At 58.1% G+C, this 17,278-nt stretch carries 17 protein-coding genes; 9 read left to right on the top strand and 8 right to left on the bottom strand.

What is annotated here, in order from left to right; genetic code table 11:
- Window positions 1–655 precede the first annotated feature (655 nt).
- Both MRBLRC7O_RS25155 and MRBLRC7O_RS25150 read right to left on the bottom strand, forming a co-directional pair.
- A complete protein-coding gene (locus MRBLRC7O_RS25155) occupies window positions 656–1,660 on the bottom strand; it encodes an alpha/beta fold hydrolase (protein WP_236731847.1) in 1,005 nt (334 codons plus the stop codon).
- A gap of 387 nt (window positions 1,661–2,047) precedes the next feature.
- Entirely contained in the window at window positions 2,048–2,812 is a 765-nt protein-coding gene (locus MRBLRC7O_RS25150; protein ID WP_020808170.1) for an SDR family oxidoreductase, read from the bottom strand.
- A 124-nt stretch (window positions 2,813–2,936) separates the two neighbouring features.
- On the opposite strand from MRBLRC7O_RS25150, the gene MRBLRC7O_RS25145 reads away from it, so the two are divergent.
- Window positions 2,937–3,848 carry a LysR family transcriptional regulator gene (locus MRBLRC7O_RS25145; protein WP_112208026.1) on the top strand — a complete coding sequence of 304 codons (912 nt, stop codon included), beginning with the start codon at window positions 2,937–2,939 and terminating at the stop codon, window positions 3,846–3,848.
- 209 nt (window positions 3,849–4,057) lie between these two features.
- Complete coding sequence (locus MRBLRC7O_RS25140) at window positions 4,058–4,273, top strand: hypothetical protein (protein ID WP_020808172.1); 216 nt, start codon at window positions 4,058–4,060, stop codon at window positions 4,271–4,273.
- A 283-nt stretch (window positions 4,274–4,556) separates the two neighbouring features.
- Here MRBLRC7O_RS25140 and MRBLRC7O_RS25135 read toward each other — a convergent pair whose 3' ends face one another.
- The 4 genes from MRBLRC7O_RS25135 to MRBLRC7O_RS25120 all read right to left on the bottom strand — a co-directional run bounded on the left by MRBLRC7O_RS25135 (window position 4,557) and on the right by MRBLRC7O_RS25120 (window position 9,259).
- Window positions 4,557–4,808 carry a YMGG-like glycine zipper-containing protein gene (locus tag MRBLRC7O_RS25135; RefSeq protein ID WP_020808173.1) on the bottom strand — a complete coding sequence of 84 codons (252 nt, stop codon included), beginning with the start codon at window positions 4,806–4,808 and terminating at the stop codon, window positions 4,557–4,559.
- 329 nt (window positions 4,809–5,137) lie between these two features.
- Entirely contained in the window at window positions 5,138–6,205 is a 1,068-nt protein-coding gene (locus tag MRBLRC7O_RS25130) for a lipocalin-like domain-containing protein (RefSeq protein WP_020808174.1), read from the bottom strand.
- Window positions 6,195–8,603 carry an ABC transporter permease gene (locus MRBLRC7O_RS25125; protein WP_112540351.1) on the bottom strand — a complete coding sequence of 803 codons (2,409 nt, stop codon included), beginning with the start codon at window positions 8,601–8,603 and terminating at the stop codon, window positions 6,195–6,197. The genes MRBLRC7O_RS25130 and MRBLRC7O_RS25125 overlap by 11 nt, the downstream gene beginning before the upstream one ends.
- Window positions 8,600–9,259 carry an ABC transporter ATP-binding protein gene (locus MRBLRC7O_RS25120; RefSeq protein ID WP_112540353.1) on the bottom strand — a complete coding sequence of 220 codons (660 nt, stop codon included), beginning with the start codon at window positions 9,257–9,259 and terminating at the stop codon, window positions 8,600–8,602. Before MRBLRC7O_RS25120 ends, MRBLRC7O_RS25125 begins: the two co-directional genes overlap by 4 nt.
- 300 nt (window positions 9,260–9,559) lie before the next feature.
- Between MRBLRC7O_RS25120 and MRBLRC7O_RS25115 the strand changes: the two genes are divergently transcribed.
- Window positions 9,560–10,711, top strand: coding sequence for a glucoamylase family protein (locus MRBLRC7O_RS25115; RefSeq protein ID WP_111785167.1), 1,152 nt, complete (start codon window positions 9,560–9,562; stop codon window positions 10,709–10,711).
- Between the two features lie 245 nt (window positions 10,712–10,956).
- Here MRBLRC7O_RS25115 and MRBLRC7O_RS25110 read toward each other — a convergent pair whose 3' ends face one another.
- A complete protein-coding gene (locus MRBLRC7O_RS25110) occupies window positions 10,957–11,940 on the bottom strand; it encodes an alpha/beta fold hydrolase (RefSeq protein ID WP_112540355.1) in 984 nt (327 codons plus the stop codon).
- 81 nt (window positions 11,941–12,021) lie between these two features.
- Here MRBLRC7O_RS25110 and MRBLRC7O_RS25105 point away from each other — a divergent pair, with 81 nt between their 5' ends.
- The 3 genes from MRBLRC7O_RS25105 (at window position 12,022) to MRBLRC7O_RS25095 (ending at window position 13,547) form a co-directional block, all read left to right on the top strand.
- On the top strand, window positions 12,022–12,429 hold the full coding sequence (locus MRBLRC7O_RS25105) for an RrF2 family transcriptional regulator (RefSeq protein WP_020808177.1): 408 nt from the start codon (window positions 12,022–12,024) through the stop codon (window positions 12,427–12,429).
- A 231-nt stretch (window positions 12,430–12,660) separates the two neighbouring features.
- A complete protein-coding gene (locus MRBLRC7O_RS25100) occupies window positions 12,661–13,113 on the top strand; it encodes a GNAT family N-acetyltransferase (protein WP_111797429.1) in 453 nt (150 codons plus the stop codon).
- A 338-nt stretch (window positions 13,114–13,451) separates the two neighbouring features.
- A complete protein-coding gene (locus MRBLRC7O_RS25095; protein WP_111785164.1) occupies window positions 13,452–13,547 on the top strand; it encodes a phosphoribosylamine-glycine ligase in 96 nt (31 codons plus the stop codon).
- A gap of 659 nt (window positions 13,548–14,206) precedes the next feature.
- On the opposite strand, the gene MRBLRC7O_RS25090 is transcribed toward MRBLRC7O_RS25095, so the two are convergent.
- Window positions 14,207–15,160, bottom strand: coding sequence for a LysR family transcriptional regulator (locus MRBLRC7O_RS25090; RefSeq protein ID WP_087747319.1), 954 nt, complete (start codon window positions 15,158–15,160; stop codon window positions 14,207–14,209).
- Between the two features lie 85 nt (window positions 15,161–15,245).
- On the opposite strand from MRBLRC7O_RS25090, the gene MRBLRC7O_RS25085 reads away from it, so the two are divergent.
- The 3 genes from MRBLRC7O_RS25085 to MRBLRC7O_RS25075 all read left to right on the top strand — a co-directional run bounded on the left by MRBLRC7O_RS25085 (window position 15,246) and on the right by MRBLRC7O_RS25075 (window position 17,199).
- Window positions 15,246–15,740, top strand: coding sequence for a DMT family transporter (locus MRBLRC7O_RS25085; protein WP_112208200.1), 495 nt, complete (start codon window positions 15,246–15,248; stop codon window positions 15,738–15,740).
- A 17-nt stretch (window positions 15,741–15,757) separates the two neighbouring features.
- Complete coding sequence (locus MRBLRC7O_RS25080; protein WP_020808182.1) at window positions 15,758–16,198, top strand: VOC family protein; 441 nt, start codon at window positions 15,758–15,760, stop codon at window positions 16,196–16,198.
- A 350-nt stretch (window positions 16,199–16,548) separates the two neighbouring features.
- Window positions 16,549–17,199, top strand: a complete 651-nt coding sequence (locus tag MRBLRC7O_RS25075; protein WP_020808183.1) for a LysE family translocator — start codon at window positions 16,549–16,551, stop codon at window positions 17,197–17,199.
- Window positions 17,200–17,278: the final 79 nt, after the last annotated feature.

The following is a 17,278-nucleotide window of genomic DNA, read 5'->3' as shown; positions in this document are numbered from 1 at the left end:
ATCGCATCGAACGCCCGTAGTTGCTCTCGTAAATCCGCAGCCCCGGAACGCTATCGTCGCTGCCGCCACACTTTTATGCTGCTAAATCGACCATTGAACGGTCGTATTTTCCAAATCCGATGCACGAGCTATCGCTGTGCCGGCGTTGCAGGAAAGGAAAAGGCTGAAGGAGGCCCGGCAGAGGTCTCATGCCCGCCCATTGTCGTGACGCATCAGTTCGCGATGGCATATTGATTCCTGCGTCGCGGAATCAGCCAAGCATTCCTGACAATCGCAGCAATACGACCCCGATTGCCGCGGAAATTACGGTCAGCGATATACATGCATATAACCGGTACACTCTCTCCTTGGACGTCAAGAGGATATAGATTGATGCGACCGCGAGAAGGATTATTGTCACAAGAGCGCCATGCGCCCGATACTCGTCCGAGTAAAGCCATGTCCCCAAAGCCAAAAAAGCGCCTATAACAAAAACAAGCTCGAGCTTTGGCAAAACGACACCTCAAAAGAATCTGCTGGCGATTCTAGGGTCTCAATCTCACAGGTCAATATTGTTATCAGGTAACTGCGGGGGCGCGGCGCTGATCCGAGGAAGGAACACCAGATCCGGGTTTGGCAATTAACCAACTGCTAACCATGTTGGCCTAGTTATGACTCATGAGCCGAGCTTGACCCCCTGCGCACCAAGGCCACGATTTCGTTTCGCGTTCTGGCACGTTGCTTGTACTCCCGTGATAGGCAAGTAAATGGCGCTGACGGTCTGTTGCCTGAACATAGATGTGGTGCGGTTCAAAGCCTGCGACGCGCAGGCGTCTGACATAAAACAACTGACTGAAAAACGGTACGGTCCGATCTTCCGGGTCGGAGAGTACGTATATGTCCGGCCGATGAGCGGTCGGGATCCGGTCGATTTCATCGGCCGGATCGTAAGATGCCGCGTTGTAGAGCAGTTTGCCCGAAACCCGTCGCCGCCGCTCCCAATAGGCTGATACCTGCTTACCGAGACCAGACCGGAGCTGATCACTGCTGCCGAGACGTCGCTGCGCCGGTTCAAGAGACCGGCAACGATTTGACCACCCGGGGAGTGACCCACAAGGATAAAAGTCGGTATCTTATGCTCCTGCTTGATCTGGTCGAGCGCGCGGTCCATGAGCACGATTTCGCGCGGATGACGGCGTTTGTTATGGTCGCCGGATGAGCCGTAGATGCCCGGACGCGCCATAAAAATCGCCGGACGACCGGCTTGTCGGGCCCAGTCCGCCATTTCTGCTGCGATAGTGGCAGGCGACTGGCGGAGATAGGAATCGGTTATGAAACGTACACCTTTGGAATTGCGCAGCATCACATCGCCACCGAAATAAACCAGAACCGTCCGGTTCTCGCCCTCGGCCAGTGCTTGCGGATAATAACGAATGCAATCTCCCTTTCCGTCGATCTCGATCCACAGGCCATGAGGAACAGTGGCGCACGACGCTGCCGATGCGTAAGATCCGTTCAGAGCCTCAAAGGGATTGAAGGCCTGATCGTCACGAAAAATGGTCAGCTCGCGTGGCTTGGGCCGTTCGAAAGGGCCAAGCCGTGGTGCATCCGCCAGCGCTGATTGCGATGCCCCCGGGGATGGCCAGCGCGAGCAAGGCCCAACGTACGATCCACCAGGCAAACCCTGGCTCCTCCCTGCTCATGCCTCCTCCTTCGCCGCCGATTTTGTTTCTGGCCAGACAACATTCCTATCGCCACCGCGCGGTATCATCTCAATTCGTACCATGCTTTTTTCCGCTACCTCAACGTCTTCCCAGGATATGTGGCATCAACTCATGCGGTTATGAAACGTTCTGAACGTCACGGTTGCTACGGCGTCGTGCAGTCCTGTCGTCAGCATCGACGCGCCTCACGTTCAGCGTGTCGGACCAACGGCTCGCGGCCAGGGCACTCCCGATGCGTGAGCCCTGGCAGAACTGAACAACGCGCGGTCGATCAAGCGCCGCGGCCGGAAGGCATATCTGGCATCTCGCATCCAAAGACCAGGCGGGGCTTGGGCGGAGAAAGGTTAAGTCCGGGTAATCGACGTACCTCCATCCACGAGCGATGCCGTGCCGGTCACGAAGCTGGAGTCATCGGAAGCAAGATATAGAACGGATTTTGCAATTTCCTCAGCCGTCGCAACCCGCTTCAGCGCATGCAGCGCGGCAATGAATGCCTGCTTTTCCGGTGTTTCATTCATTTCCCGATACATGTCCGTATCGACCGCTCCAGGCAGGATGGCATTCACCCGAATGTTCTTCGGACCAAACTCTGCGGCCAACGCCTGTGTCAGGCCGATGAGGCCGGACTTGCTGGCGGAGTAGGCCGCCACGCCGGGGAACGAGTAGCTGTAGCCGACGAAGGTGGAGGTAAAGATGATGGAACCGGAACTGTTTTTTTCCATCGCGGCAACCTGATGCTTCGCCGCAAGAAAGGACGCCGTCAGATTGATCGCAAGCGTATCGGCGAAACCCTGTTCCGAAACGCCTGTCGTCGGACCGGATTCGCCAAGCGTACCGGCATTGTTGAAAGCGATGTCGAGCTTGCCATAGTGTTGCAGCGCGGTAGCGACCAGGTGCCGATGATAATCTTCGGTCCTCACGTCGCCTGCTGCAGCGACAGCCTGTCCTCCAGCCGCTTCGATTTCGACGACGAGGCTGTCGAGTTCTGTCTGCCGACGTGCGCCGACGATTACCCTGGCACCCTCTGCGGCAAGGAGTTTTGCGGTCGCCCTTCCGATGCCGGAACTGGCACCGGTAACGATGGCCACCTTGTTACTCAGTCGTGTCATATCTCTTTTCTCCATTTGCGGAGTGGCACCCTGCCGCTCCTTCTGTTGGACTAAGATGGCACGTTGCTATTGTTTGGATTAGTCGGAAGATATTGGAACTGAAATCCGGAGATGGCGAACAATGTTGATGCGGACCGAAGGCATCGTCACTTTCGTGGCGGTCGTTGAAAGCGGGTCAATCAGTGAGGCGGCGAGACGGCTTCGGCTTTCAAAATCCGTTGTCAGCGAGCGTTTGGCCGAACTGGAAAAGGTTCTTGGCGTATTGCTCCTGCAGAGAACGACCAGAAAACTTACATTGACGGAAAGCGGCCAGGCCTTTCTGGAGCGCGCACGCCGTATAATCCAGGAAATGGAGGCGGCTGCAGAAGATATTTCCGAGCGGCGGGGTGAGATTGCCGGACCGTTGCGCATTGCGGCCCCTGTCACCTTCGGTCGTATGCATCTCGGGCCGGCCCTGTACCCCTTTCTGGCGCGGCATCCGAAACTGGAGCTCACGCTTGATATCGATGACCGAAGGGTAGATCCGATCTCGGACGGTTATGACGCCGTCATCCGCCATGGGCCACTGTCGGCATCGAGGCTGATTGCCTGGAAACTTGCAACCAGCCGGCGCATGTTGACCGCATCGGCGGACTACCTGTCGCGCTTTGGTACCCCTCATACGCTTCAGGATCTCGAACAGCACAAAGGTATTTTCTATACCAACCGGGGCATAGCCGACTGGCGATTTCAGACGGCCTCCGGAAACGTCATCGTTCGGGCAAAGCCGGGTCTTGCCATCAACAACGGTGACATGATGCGCGATGCTGCCATCGCTGGACTCGGCCTTGCTCTTTTGCCGGCATTCATAGCCGCGCCTGCCATTCGGGATGGCCTGCTGCAAGAGGTGTCGGTCGATCACAGGCCGGAGCCGGAGTTCATTTTTATGGCACATCCACAAGGGCGCAAACCTCCCGCAAAGCTGCGCGCCATGGCCGAGCATCTGAAAACCGTGTTCGGCAATCCACCATATTGGGACCCACAGGCTGTTACTTGATCAAGGGCCGAAGACCTCGTTTTTGCCCGGCTGTCTGTTGCGCTCGATCGGGCCTCCTTCAACAGGCCGAGCGCAAATGCCGATATACGGGCCCGAACCCAGTCTCCGGCGGGAATGGCAATTTAGATAAAATTTACGCTAAATCTTAGGGATTTGGACTGATCCTGCCGTGCTACGTTCAACCACGTGGAAACGGGAGGCGAGTAACAATGATCTGGGACCTGAGGAAGCTTGAAAAAGAACGCCGCGATCTCATTGAGGTCGTCGACAGTCTCAAGAGTTGGCAACGTTTCTCGCCAGATAATCCGTGCACCATCTCCTTGCAGGTCGCGGCACATATGATGCGGCTTAGCGAACTGGATGAGGATTTGACAAATCTGAGGAGCGAGGAGAATGGTTCAGCAGAGAATCTTGCCGCCAGCTGAACCTTTGTCAGACGATCCAGCAAGCATTCACCGAAAGACAGCGATGCGTCCTTTGCCGTCACAGCACATGCGGGTCACTGGCACGCTCTATGGCGTCGCCCCCGGGCCGGTCGATTGGTGCCATTCCGGTATCGACGAGCACGCCCACACCAGCTTACTCCGAAGCACCCATCAGGCCGGGGATTGAAGCCAACAGATATAAAATCAAGGCTACAAGCCGCTGTCATACGGCGCGGCTTCGTAGCCGACCGTCAGCTATGTTCGACGATAAAGGCCGGACAGATCAGCATCGATCAACGTAGCGGTTTCCGTCGCTGTCGCGATAGTAACAACGGCCGGGCTGTCCTGCTACGTTTCCGATCAAGGCGCCGGATACGCCACCGATGGCAGCACCGACTGCGGCGCCGCGAACGTTGCCTGTGGCTGCGCCACCGACGACGGCGCCTGTTGCAGCGCCAATCCCGGCACCTTTTTCTGTCGATGTGCAAGCTGTCAGACACAGTCCTACGCATCCGATGACGAGAAATTTGTTCAATTCAACCTCCGTTAAAGTTTGCTCCCGGCAGAGACTTCCCCGGCCTGACCATGTTTGGGCTTTGACCGGATCGTCATGCGGGAATCTTCTAACCAGCATCGGCGCCCAATGTTCCGAAAACAATGAAAAGCGGGCTGAAACGTGTCGGACTTTTCCGCGGGGCCGGGAACCGGTGCACGCGCTGGACGCGGGCCTGGCGGCGACCAACGAACCTCCCCACACAACACTTTTCCCTTTTTCTGGCCCGCCGCTATCTGTCCCGCATACGGCATTCGCACCGGAGGCATCGCTCAAAACGAAGACCATCATCTCCCGGGAGGTCGTGAGGTTTAATAACCGGTCATCTCCAGATAGCCTTGTCCCGAAATGCTCCCTTTAAACTCTATCGGTCCTTCCCAGTAGGGTGTCGATGTCGCCATCCATGCCTGCTCGTTAAGGGGCAGTGTTTTAATGTCGAGGCCGCGCCCCGGTATCCTGATGCTCCACTCGACCGGGACTGCCTTGCCCTTCACGTCAGCGGTCCGCAAAGGGGTGAGGATGATGTCCCCCGGATCGATGGTTGTCGTCTTGCCATCTGCTGAAATCCAGTTGGCGGAAATATAGCCGCCATTGTCATCGCGCAGCCGGAATGCCATGAGTTTTTCGCCTGACGTCAGGTGGAGCGAAAACCAGTCCCAGCCCGTCTGATTGGCAGCCAGTGGCTGGGACGACCACTCCCGATCGAGCCATGCCTTGCCGGTTACCTTTTGAATATCGCCGTCGACACGAACGCTGCCGCTGACATCGTAGAAGGGTTGAGAATAATAATAGCTTGCCTGCCCTTCCGCCGATTTCACGGAGTATCCACCGTCTCCCTGGCGTATCAGCGGCCCGAGCGCCCGAAGCTTCAGGTTATATTGGAAGTGGTTGCCGTCAGCGTTGAGTTCCAGTTGGTCGAGTGGGTCGTGGAGATCCGTACCCGTCGATTTCATTTGCCAGTTGTCAATCCAGGCTTCGAAGGGTTCAACGTCGACACCCGCCTGGCCGACCCCTCCCCTTGCCAGCCTTTCGGTAACGTAGTGACCACTGGCAGTGGTGACGGCTGCGTGCCCGATCCATATGTGCGGATCGGTCCACCCCGCGCGTTCGGTTGGTTGAAGCGCGGAACGAAAGAGCGTCCATTGAGCGCCCATCCGTTGTCCATCTGCCTTCTGGAGATTTGCGGTAACATACCACCATTCGATCCTGAAATCTGGATGCGCCCCGTGATCTCCTGGAAAAACAAGCGGCACCCCGCGTTTCGGAATACTGAAGCCTTCGGCATTCGACCCCAGGCCCGCAAAGCCTTGGGCCAGTATGCCGGTCGGCGCCAAAATGCAGTTTGCGGAAAGGAGCAGAAGGAGAATTTTAGCGTTCACTGGCGAATATCCTCAGAAGGTCGGCCGGTTCCGTCTTGGCCAGCCGGCGGACCGGTATCAGAACCGAAACAAAGGCCGCAAGCAGAGCGGTGAAGCCGAGCCTGAGCCAGTCCAGCGGAAACAGGATCAGGGGCAATCGCCATCCGAAGGCCTCTACATTAATGATCGCCAGCAGAACCCAGGCCAGTCCCAGCCCGACCGGGATGGAAGCGACAAAGGTGGCCAGCCACAAGGCAAGCGTTCGCAGGACCTCAAGTATGGCAAGATGGCGACGACGAAGGCCAAGCGCCCAGACAGGGGCAAGCTGGGGCAGGCGGAGCGAGGCAAGCGTCAGCAGGCTCGAAAACATGGCGAAACCCGCCACCGCAAGCGTCAGGACGTTGAGCGCGCCGGTAACCGCAAATGTCTGTTCGAAGATCGCGGCTGACTGACGTTTCAGCGAAGCCTGATCGACAATATTCGCGTCCGGCAGGCCGAAATCCTTCATCAGGCGGCGCCTGAAATCCTCGACCATTCCCGGTTCCATGCGGAGGCCGTATCGAAGTTTTTCGATGTCCGGATAGTGCTGAACCAAAGCATCGACACCGATGATAACCTGGCCTGTCGGGTTGCCGTAGTCGGAAAAGACACCAACGACCGTAGCGCTCCAGCCTCCGGGCAATTCGATCTGTTCGCCGAGCGAGGCCTTCCCTGTCCTCCAGAACTGCTCGTTGACCAGTGCGCCTCGTCCTGCCGCGATTTCGTCCCAGGTCGCGGCAGAGCCCAGGATCAACGGCCAGTGATCCCTGTATGTAGCGTCATCAGCCACGCCGAAAATCTGGACCTGTTGCCCGGCGATTTCACCTTTCGCGCTCCAGACAGGCAAAACCGCTCTTGTGTGGTCCGGAAACCATTGCCGCAGGCGTGCCGCTTCGCCCTCGTCGCGCGCCGTCACATAGACTTCCGCCGCCAGGCGCTGGTCGAGCCAGCCCAGGAATGTTTGCCGGAAACTGGAAACCATGGTCCCGACGCCGATATTGGCTGACAACGCCAGCAGCAATGCCATCAGGGCGAGAGAAAGCCCGGGCAGTTGCTGGCGTGTATCGGCAAAAAACCACCCCGCCAACACATGTCGGGATACATCTTCGCCGACTTTCAGTCCGAGCGCCAAAAGGGCCGGAAGAATGAATGCTGCGCCGAGAAGCAGTGTCCCCAATACCGCAAAACCTGAAACGAGCCCGTGTCCCAGCGATGCAAGCACGCCGGACAAAATAAGCAGCAACATTCCAGCGCCTGCCTGAAACGTCAGCCCTCGGGTAGATGCCATGGTCCAGGCCCTGCTCTGTGCCGCCGACAAAAGCGGCATGCGCCAGACGTGCCAGAAATGTTGAAGCGAGGATAGCAGCGTCCCGATCAATGCAATGACAATTCCCGCCAGCCACCATTCCGGACGGAATGACAATGAGCCGGCGACAGTTGCGCCGTAAAGGCCGCGCAAGCTCGCGGCAACACCCGGCAAAAGTGCCGACGCAACGACATAACCGAGCACAACACCAAGGGCACCCGACACCAGCGCAAAAAACGTTGTCTCGGTCACGAGCATCACCATGAGGGAACTGTGCGAAACCCCAAGCGATCTCATGGTTCTGAATGTACCGCGCCGCTGTTCGAACGAAAGGCCTGTCGCGGAATAGACGATGAAAAGACCGACAACAAAGGCAAGAAACCCAAATGCTGTGAGACTGAGATGAAAGCTGTCGGTCAGCCTTGCGATATCGGACCGGCTGCCGGCTTTTCTCAGGGAAAGGTCGGGCGGAAGGGGCCCGGGCGTCTGATAATCGGCGTTTCGCGAAGCGACAATGACGATCCTGCTCAGGTCGCCATTTCGTTTCAACAGTCGGTCCGCCGTTGAAATATCGACAAAAGCTGCATCGTCCGGGATGTCTTTCGCCGTCCTGATTAAAAGGCCGGAGGTATCGTTGAGTCTGGCAGCCGTTGCCGGCGAGACAATCATCTGGCCGGGCTCCCGCATGAAATCAATCAGAGCCGACGGGTCGGAGGGCGGAAGAACGATTTGCCCGGAGGGCATTGTCAATGGATCGATACCGACGAGCCTGAGACGCGTCGTACCAAACCTGTACTCGCCTTCGATCACCGGGGAGACATCCAGACCCGCCCTGCGAAGCCGGACATATGTCTGCAACGGAATCTTCCCGCCGTCCTTCGCCACAAGCTGATCAAGCTGGTTCTGTGCCAGGACCGAGGCTGCCCGGTCATAACTTGCCCGCGCTTCGGCGTTGATTGCCTGGACGGCCGACCAAAGGCCGGTCGCCAGCGCAACACCCAGAATGAGGGTGAAAAACTGGAGCGGTCTGTAGCGCCAGTGGGAGAGCAGCGCCCGGAAGGCGGTATGGTTCATGGCAAAACCTTCCCGCCGCTGAGGATGATGCGCCGATCGAGTTTTGCCGCCAGGCGATTTGAATGGGTAACGAGGAGAAGCGCGATCCTTGCTGATCTTGTCAGGCTCAGCATGATTTCTATGACGAGGTCAGCCGTCGCCTCATCGAGATTGCCGGTCGGCTCATCGGCGAGGATGAGGGACGGTCTTGCCGCAAGTGTGCGTGCGATTGCAACCCGCTGCTGCTGACCGCCGGAGAGTTGCTCGGGGTAACGCCCGAGCAACTCTCCGATTCCCAGTACCCCGACGAGTTCTTCCTGCCATGACGGGTCGAACCGCCCTGCCAGTCTCGCGTGGAACGAGACGTTCGAGCTGACATTAAGGCTCGGGATGAGATTAAACTGCTGGAAGATAAGCCCGACCTCCCGGCGCCGGAAACTTGCGCGACCTGCATCATCGAGGCCGCTGACAGACCTGCCGCTCACCGCAATAGTGCCGCTGTCCGGCAGATCGAGTCCGCCGGCCAGATGCAGAAGTGTACTCTTGCCGCTGCCGGATTCTCCTGTCAGGGCCAGGCTTTCGCCGGCCTGTAGCGAAAGATCAACGCCCTTCAGCACCGGGACGTTGCCTTCCGCTGTCTGATAGGACTTCCTGACGTTGGACATTGAGAGGATCATTGGTCTTCTGTCTCTTGTTCGCCCTGCCCATTTCACCACGCAAAATTTCCGGTGTTCCCGTGGAGCTGCCAAGGTTCTCCCAGGTTCTATTCCGATGTGCATACCCGCTCAATCTGCCTCCGGTTGGAAACAGAGGCCGAGTCGGATAAGCCTTGGCCGAGTATTGCCCTCGATCACAGGGTTCTCCCGAGGTCGGAAGTGACAGACGAATTATCCAGTCAACTTGACAGCTTGCATCGCAGTACCTTCGACTATTTCTGGTCCGGAAGCCATCCCGAAAGCGGGCTGCCAAGGGACCGGATGCGAGCCGACGGTTTGCCGATCCATGAGATCACATCAATCTCCGGGGTGGGGTTTGGTTTCCTGTCGCTCATCGTTGGCGTTCATCGTACCTGGATAACACGCCGGGATGCTATTGCGCGGGCCGGCCGCATGCTGGAATCGCTGGCTGCGGTCAAGCGGTTCCATGGCGCTTTTCCTCACTTCGTCAACGCGTCCAGCGGAAAGACGCTTCCCTTCGCGAAATTCGACGACGGCGGTGATCTCGTTGAAACCGCGCTTCTGGTTCAGGCGCTGATCTGCGTGCGTGAGTTCTTTGGCGGGCAGACATCCGCCGAGATCAAGCTTCGCCGATCCATTGAAGAAATCGTCGAAACGGTGGAGTGGAGCTGGTTTACCAGGGGTAAGACCGGGCCGCTTTTCTGGCACTGGAGCCCGCGATATGCATGGTCGAAAAATCTGCCGATCGCCGGCTGGAACGAGGCTCTGGTTTGTTATGTGCTGGCGGCAGGTTCAACGGCGCATCCGGTCGGCCGGGAAACCTATCATTCCGGGTGGGCACGCGATGGCGCAATCAGGAACGGATCGTCATATTTCGGTGTGCGCCTCCCGCTTGGCGAGCCTTTTGGAGGTCCGCTCTTCCTGTCGCACTATTCGTTCTGCACGCTTGATCCGAGAGGTCTCGGTGATGCCTATTGCAGCGACTATCTGGAACAGGTTCACGCACATTGCCTGATCAATTACCGGTACTGTCGCACGCGCTATGCAGGTGAAGCAGGATGGGGCTTGTCCGCCTGTGACGGGCCGAAAGGTTATCTCGTGAACTCTCCAACCGATGATCATGGCATCATCGCAACAACGGCTGCCCTCTCAAGCATGCCGTTCCTGCCGCAGCGTGCACGCCAGGCGGCGCTGCGCTTTCTGCGATGGCATGGCGGGGCGCTCGTCGGCCGCTTTGGCTTGATGGATTCTTTTCAGCCATCAACAGGCTGGGTCTCCAAAACGCATCTTGCGATCAATCAGGGGCCAGTCGTCGCCATGATGGAGAACGACCGGAGCGGTCTGATTTGGGAACTGTTCATGAACGCGCCGGAAGTCATAGCCGGACTGAACCGGCTGGGTTTCCATCGCGACAGATCGCACGAAAGGACGAAGCAGCAAGAGGCCGGATGAGTGACCGGACGCAGCATCGTGCCATCTTCGGGCGGGGTGTTCCTGGTCACGGGCGTTAACCCCGACCGGTCATATTGCGATCGGCTGAGGGGTGCCGGCGCGTGGGTTTAGCGAGCCGTCGGAAGAACTGGCGACGGCCATCGTCTCCCACCCAATCCCTCCGCGCTTTGCTGGCGGCTGCAGTCATCACCTGTTGCACCGGTGAGGTCCTGGCGCAAAGGGGCCAACGGGTTTGGGCGGCATCGTTATTTGCAATTTTGCAAGGACCTCGCAAATGCAATGATCGCTTCACTAACCTCATGCGGTTTCTCCTGAGGTGCCCAGTGTCCGCAATCCGGTATTATGAAGCTCCGCGTCAGGTTGGGAACAAGCTCGGGCATGGCGTCAATGATCTGTCGCATGGCAGGCATGCTCAATCCCGGATCCTGCTCTCCCACCATATAGACCGCCGGAACCTCCACTTTCAGACCGTGAAGCGAACGTTGCAGGTTCCAGTTGGCGTCGAGGTTGCGATAGTAGTTAAGCCCGCCGCTGAAACCGGTTTGGCCAAAGGCGTCGACATAATGGGCGAAATCAGTCTCGCTCAACCATTGCGGCAGGATGTCGGGCGCCGGCAAGGGCGCGAGCATCCCCTTCATGGGCGATACCATGCCGAACGGATCAGGCGTCCCGTCGCCTTCCTCGCGTGCTCCCGCCTCCCGCGATGCGGAAAACAAAATCTTGCGAAGCGTCGCGCCGATATCCCGCTCAAATTCAGCTTCGGCGATCCCGGGCTCCTGAAAATAAAGGGTGTAGAACAATTCGGTGTCGGATTGTGGAAAGAGACTTGTCGGCGGTACCGGCGGGGAGCCCATCATGGGAACGCCTATTGCAACAACGCCTCTGAAGCGGTCCGGGCGCATAAGGGCTGCCTGCCAGGCCACTGTACTTCCCCAGTCGTTGCCCACAATGACAGCCCTGTCGCAGTTCAGTGCATCGAGCAGGCCCACAAGATCGCCCACCAGGTCAAAAATGGAATACCTGCTGGCTGACGTTGGACTTTCTGTTTCTCCATAGCCCCGCATATCAGGTGCGACGGCGCGAAAGCCGGCTCTTGCCAGTGCGACAAGCTGGTGTCTCCAGGCGTAGGAGGTTTCGGGAAATCCGTGAGCCAAAAGGACAACCGGTCCTTCCCCCTCCTCCTCAACATGCATCCTGAGTCCGTTGGCGACCAGCTTGCGAGACGGCATGACGAGTTCCTCTGTTATTCCGAAACAATTTATGTTACGGAAAACTTCACGTCAAGTTTCCGAAACATGGAAAGTTACGAAATGTCAGACACCCGACTTTCCCGCATGCTTCACGTACTTGTTCACATGCATCTGCTCGGCGGGAGTGAAACTTCCGAAACAATCGCGAAAATGCTGAACACCAATCCGGTCGTGGTGCGCAGGACAATGGCTGCCCTGAAGGAGTACGGGATCGTGAAATCAGCGGGAGGGCGAAGCGGTGGCTGGCGGTTTGCAAGGGGAGCCGACCAGATTACCGTCGAGCAGGTCCACGATGCGCTGACGATCGGATCGGCGTTTTCGATTGCCCTTTCGAACGACCATAGCGCCTGTCCTGTCGAGGGTGCTGTGAATATGTTTCTGGGCGAGGCGATGACAGACGCCGAACACACCCTTCGAACCCGTTTTGCGGCGACAACGATTGTTGATCTGGCCAGTGCCTTCGCCTGATATTGTCGGTTCTCCCCGGCCCGGGTTGTGGTGCCTCATCACGAGGACTGCTGGCGGTGTCGATCCGGCGACCCGACATGGAAATTGACCATCATCTTTCAGGGCTCTAGAAGAGCTCATCAGCAGAAGGAGGATTATGCGCAGAGGCAGCCATTGTAGCCGCACGTAGCGGTCTTGCCCGGCACCGTAGAGGTTGCCGGACCTCTTGGCATATTTTTCTTCGGAGTTCTCATGAAGAACCATGATGTATTGATCCGGCCTTATGCGCCGGCAAAGGACACACAAGAGCTCTCACTCATCTGGCTGGAGGCGTCACGCGTGGTCCATCCGTTTATAGGCGAAGCGCGTTTGGTCGAGCAGCGAGCGCTCATTGAAAATCAATATCTGCCCAGCGCCGAAACCTGGGTGGCGACCATTCACGATCTGCCCTGCGGCTTTATCAGCCTGCTCGACACATTCGTCGGAGGAATATTTGTTTCTCCAAACCGTCAGGGCCGTGGAATCGGACGCCGGCTCATTGCTCATGCTCTCGGTCTCAGGGGAGAACTTTCTCTCGATGTTTACATCGAAAACCGGCAGGCAATGTCCTTCTATACCGAACTGGGTTTCAGGGAGCTCTCACGCCGTCCTGTCGACGATGATGGCTATCCGTTTGAAAACGCGCGTCTGCGTCTGACGGGCTAATGGATTGCCGGGCGGCCCAAGGCCGCCCTGATTGCCGCGTTTGAACAGGACTGCCCAGGCCGTCCATCCCACAAGGCGCATTGCCCATTCCTGTCTTCCCGCCCTACGATGCTCGGTTGATCTCGCCAATGGGCAAGCAGGCTCGCGCCTGTCCGTTCATCATAAAACCGGTTTTCAGTCGCCGGACCCACGACCAGCCCCACCGATCACCGGGGAGCGGACTTCGCCCTCCCCCTTCGTTCCGGAGGATGTGAGAGCACATCCACCGGAACGGTGGGTAAAGGCTTCACCCACTGCGGGGCTTGCTCCTGAACTGTGGCAACAACGGAGAGCCTGTCATGACCGTATACCCCAGCACCGCATGTTTCGACACCGGCCGCGCCTTGACCGAAGACGAACTGCGCAAGACCGCGCCATCGATCTTCGCAACGTAGGCACACGAAAGCAGATCAGAGCGCTTCCGGCCAATTCATGGCCGCCGCCGGCGTGTCACATCCCGCGCCGTTTACCGGCATCGATCAGGACATCAAGCTCAACAAGGCGCTCTGGCTCCTTGGAGCCGAGAAGGCCAGGCTGAAGGGTGCACATTGATGCGCCCCGCCTCGTCACTCTTTTCGGCGGAGCTGTTCAATTGCTGCACGGCTTTGAAGGAGACGGATTGGAGCAGGTTCACAACTCTTGAAGCTGCTGACGAGGGTGCGGACTGTATCGAGGGCGGATATTCTCCCAAAGAGGCTTCGATCTTCACAATTTATGGGCACCTCAAAGAGGGTGGTTGCGAAGCCATCACGGATTGCCCTGATTCTAACAGCGCCAGTCGTGTTGCCTCACAACTTTGCGCCCTGAGTGGATTGACGCTTGAAATTGTTTGCTAGATGCCACCAATGGCAACGCCGGGAGATGCGGTGAAACCACAGACCGGATTTTGCGAGGAACCCGGCCACCTTCGAGGTGGCTCCCCTGACGCCCCGCCCCTCGAACTCCCGCCCCACCCTTCACTCAGAACTTATATGCGCCGACGTCCTTTCGGGGTCGGAACAACAGTAGTTCAATCGCACGTCAAGGTCGAACGGACATCTCGGATCGCCGGAAATCAGGCTCTAGGTCGACTTCTTTGATTATTGCCCGGCGAAACTGGATGCGCGATCGCACTGATCGCGGCCCGGATCCATCGGAGTGCGGGATCGGCCTGTCGCCTCTTGTGCGAGATCAGCGTGAACGGGACCGGAGGGAACTCGATTGGCGAAGGCAGTATGACCAATCTCTTGTGGCGCCGAAGCGTCTCCAGGCTTTTCGCGGCGACTGTGAGAATGAGGTCGGTCCCGATAATTGTATTTGGCGCGACGCTCCAGTGCGGGAGCACCAGCGCCACCCGGCGACTGAATCCTGCCGTGTGAATGGTCTCATCAATCTCTGTCGATGCCTCACCATGAACGGCGACCAGCGCATGGGGGCGGGCGAGATAGGCATCCAGGTCAATCCGGTCGGCCAATGGCGGAAGAGTAGCGCGATCTACAAGGCAGACATACTGGTCCGAAAACAATAACTCGGAGTGAATCTGGGCAGGCAGGTGCGGAAACACGCCAAGGCCCAGATCTATATCTCCGTCGACCACCCCGGCGACCATTCCTTCCCGGCTCAGCTGAGTGATTGACAGATCTATGCCCGGCGCCGATCGCCCTATCAGCGACATCAGTTCGGGCAGGATGATGCTGGCGCCGTAATCCGACATTGCCAACCTGAAAACGTGCCGGCCTCGCGCCGGATCGAACCCGCCGGGCCCAAGCACCGCGCGTATCTGGGCAAGCGCTTCCTTCACCGGCTGTGAGAGTTCGAGCGCGCGGATGGTCGGTGACAGACCGCCGCTGTGGCGCGTAAAGAGAGGATCTTCAAGAAGCACGCGCAATCTCGCCAGCGCGTGGCTGACCGCCGGCTGACTCATGTTCAGTCGCAGCGCCGCGCGTGATACGTGGCGCTCGGATAGCAACGCATCGAGTACTACCAGAAGGTTGAGGTCCACACCGCGAAGATTATTCATGCTGTGCATGATACCCGCCGTAATCTGAATTTCACATAGTCCAGATGCATAATTAGAAGAAGAGCCTGTTCAAGTCGCGAAAGGACATCTTCTCATGCAGCCTTTGGCTTTCCTCGTTGCTGCGCTGATCTCTGGCGCTCTTGTCCCCTTCCAGGCCGGCGCGAATGCGGCGCTCGGCCGCGCTCTTGGCCACCCCCTCTGGGCGACAGTGGTATCGCTTGTGACAAGCGCCATCCTCGTCGTACCCTTGATGATTGCGTTGCGCGTTTCCGCGCCGACGATCGCAAATCTCTCCGTCCAGCCGAAGTGGATCTGGATCGGAGGCATTGCCGGAGTGACCTACATCACGGTGGCGCTCCTTCTTGCCACGAAGCTCGGGGCTGCGGGCTTCATGACGGCAGTCATTGCGGGCCAGATCCTCGCTTCGATCACGATCGACTATTTCGGTATTGTCGGTTTCACGGCAAGGCCGATTTCCGGATATCGTCTCGCAGGAGCGCTGCTGGTTGTCGCCGGTGTCCTGGTCATGCAGAGCCCAGTTCTTTGGCGAACGGTGCGCCAGGTGTCGCAACTTCCCACTCAATCCTGACCAGCAGGAGAAATACCATGGATAATCACGACAGAACCTTCCCGAGCGTATATTCGCTGGGCGGTGACGCTGTACCGGTGCAGGTGCGCATTGCCAGGCCGACCGACAAGCTTGAGGACGTAGTCGCGTTTTATCGCGGTGGCCTGGGCCTGCCGGAGCTCGCCCGATTCGAAGCTCACGCCGGCTACGATGGCATCATGCTCGGCCTACCCGGCAAGTCTGTGCATCTTGAATTTACCCGACACGCAGAGGGCAGTTCGTGTCCCGCTCCAAGCTTCGATAATCTGCTGGTGCTATACATCACCGAGCCTGATGCTTATGATCGCCTCAACGAGCGGATGCAAGGAATGGGTTATGCGCCCCTGGAACCGGAAAATCCATACTGGCTCGAGCGCAGCTTCACCTATCAGGATCCTGACGGCTGGCGTGTGGTGATATGCCGCGAGACCGGTATTTGACGCCGGCGGCACACCGATACGTCGTTGTGGATCCTCACGCTGATGTTGCAGCGAGACGTTGCCAGTAGCGTGTCGAACCCGTCAGCTCCATTAAAAGGGATGGTGCGTTCCTCCGGATAAGGAAGCGGGACGTTCCATCCGCGAAGGCCTGGGCGCCATAGCGCCAGGTCCCGCCAACGCGCCGGAAGATCCGGACAATTCTCTGGACGGGGTTGGCGAGACCCAGCTACAGTGAAAAAATCCAGGCGGCTCGATCGCGGAAATTCCCGGCGACGACACAGCAAGCTGATCTCGCATCGGACACGGTCCGATGCTATCTCTATTGTAGCAAAGAGGGGAGTAGGACAACCATGGACTTGATAATTCCCAGCACCGCCAATCTCAGCCTGTTCGTCAGCGCCACGCTGGTGCTGCTTCTCGTGCCGGGACCGGCGGTTCTTTACATCTTCGCGCGCTCCGTCGAGCAAGGTCGTTCCGCCGGTCTCGTTTCGATTCTCGGCATACATTCGGCCACGCTGGTTCATGTCGTCGCAGCCGCTGTGGGGCTGTCGGCGCTTCTGGCGTCGTCTGCTCTCGCTTTCAGCGTGGTAAAGTATGCGGGCGCGGCCTATCTGATCTGGCTTGGTCTCAAGAAGCTCTTCGGCCCATCGGATCTTCCGGACATAGAAGGGATGGTGCCGGCGCGTAGCCGCATGCGCATCTTTCGTGAGGGTTTCATAGTCAACCTCCTCAATCCGAAGACCGCGCTGTTCTTTCTGGCATTCCTGCCGCAGTTCGTTGAGGTCGACCGTGGCCATGTGGCAATGCAGGTCGCATTCCTCGGGATTCTCTACACAGCGATCGGCGTGCTCACGGATGGCGCCTATGCACTTGCTGCCGGCACGGCGGGCAACTGGCTGAAGCGTAGTCCTGTCTACCTGAAAGCTGAACGCTGGGTCAGTGGTTTCGTGTATATCGGTCTTGGCATGACGGCTGCTCTTTCGGGCAACCACAAAAAATAGGTCATCATACGGTCGGGAAAGCTCCGTGGGAATGACAAGGGCCGAGCGAGAACGTGCTTCCCGTTGCGTCGTAGCCATT

Origin of the sequence: Agrobacterium radiobacter, assembly GCF_040801995.1 — a bacterium.
GTDB classification, from domain to species: Bacteria; Pseudomonadota; Alphaproteobacteria; order Rhizobiales; family Rhizobiaceae; genus Agrobacterium; species Agrobacterium radiobacter.
The sequence above is the reverse complement of the archived record's forward strand: the minus strand, read 5'-3'. Positions and strand labels throughout refer to the sequence as shown.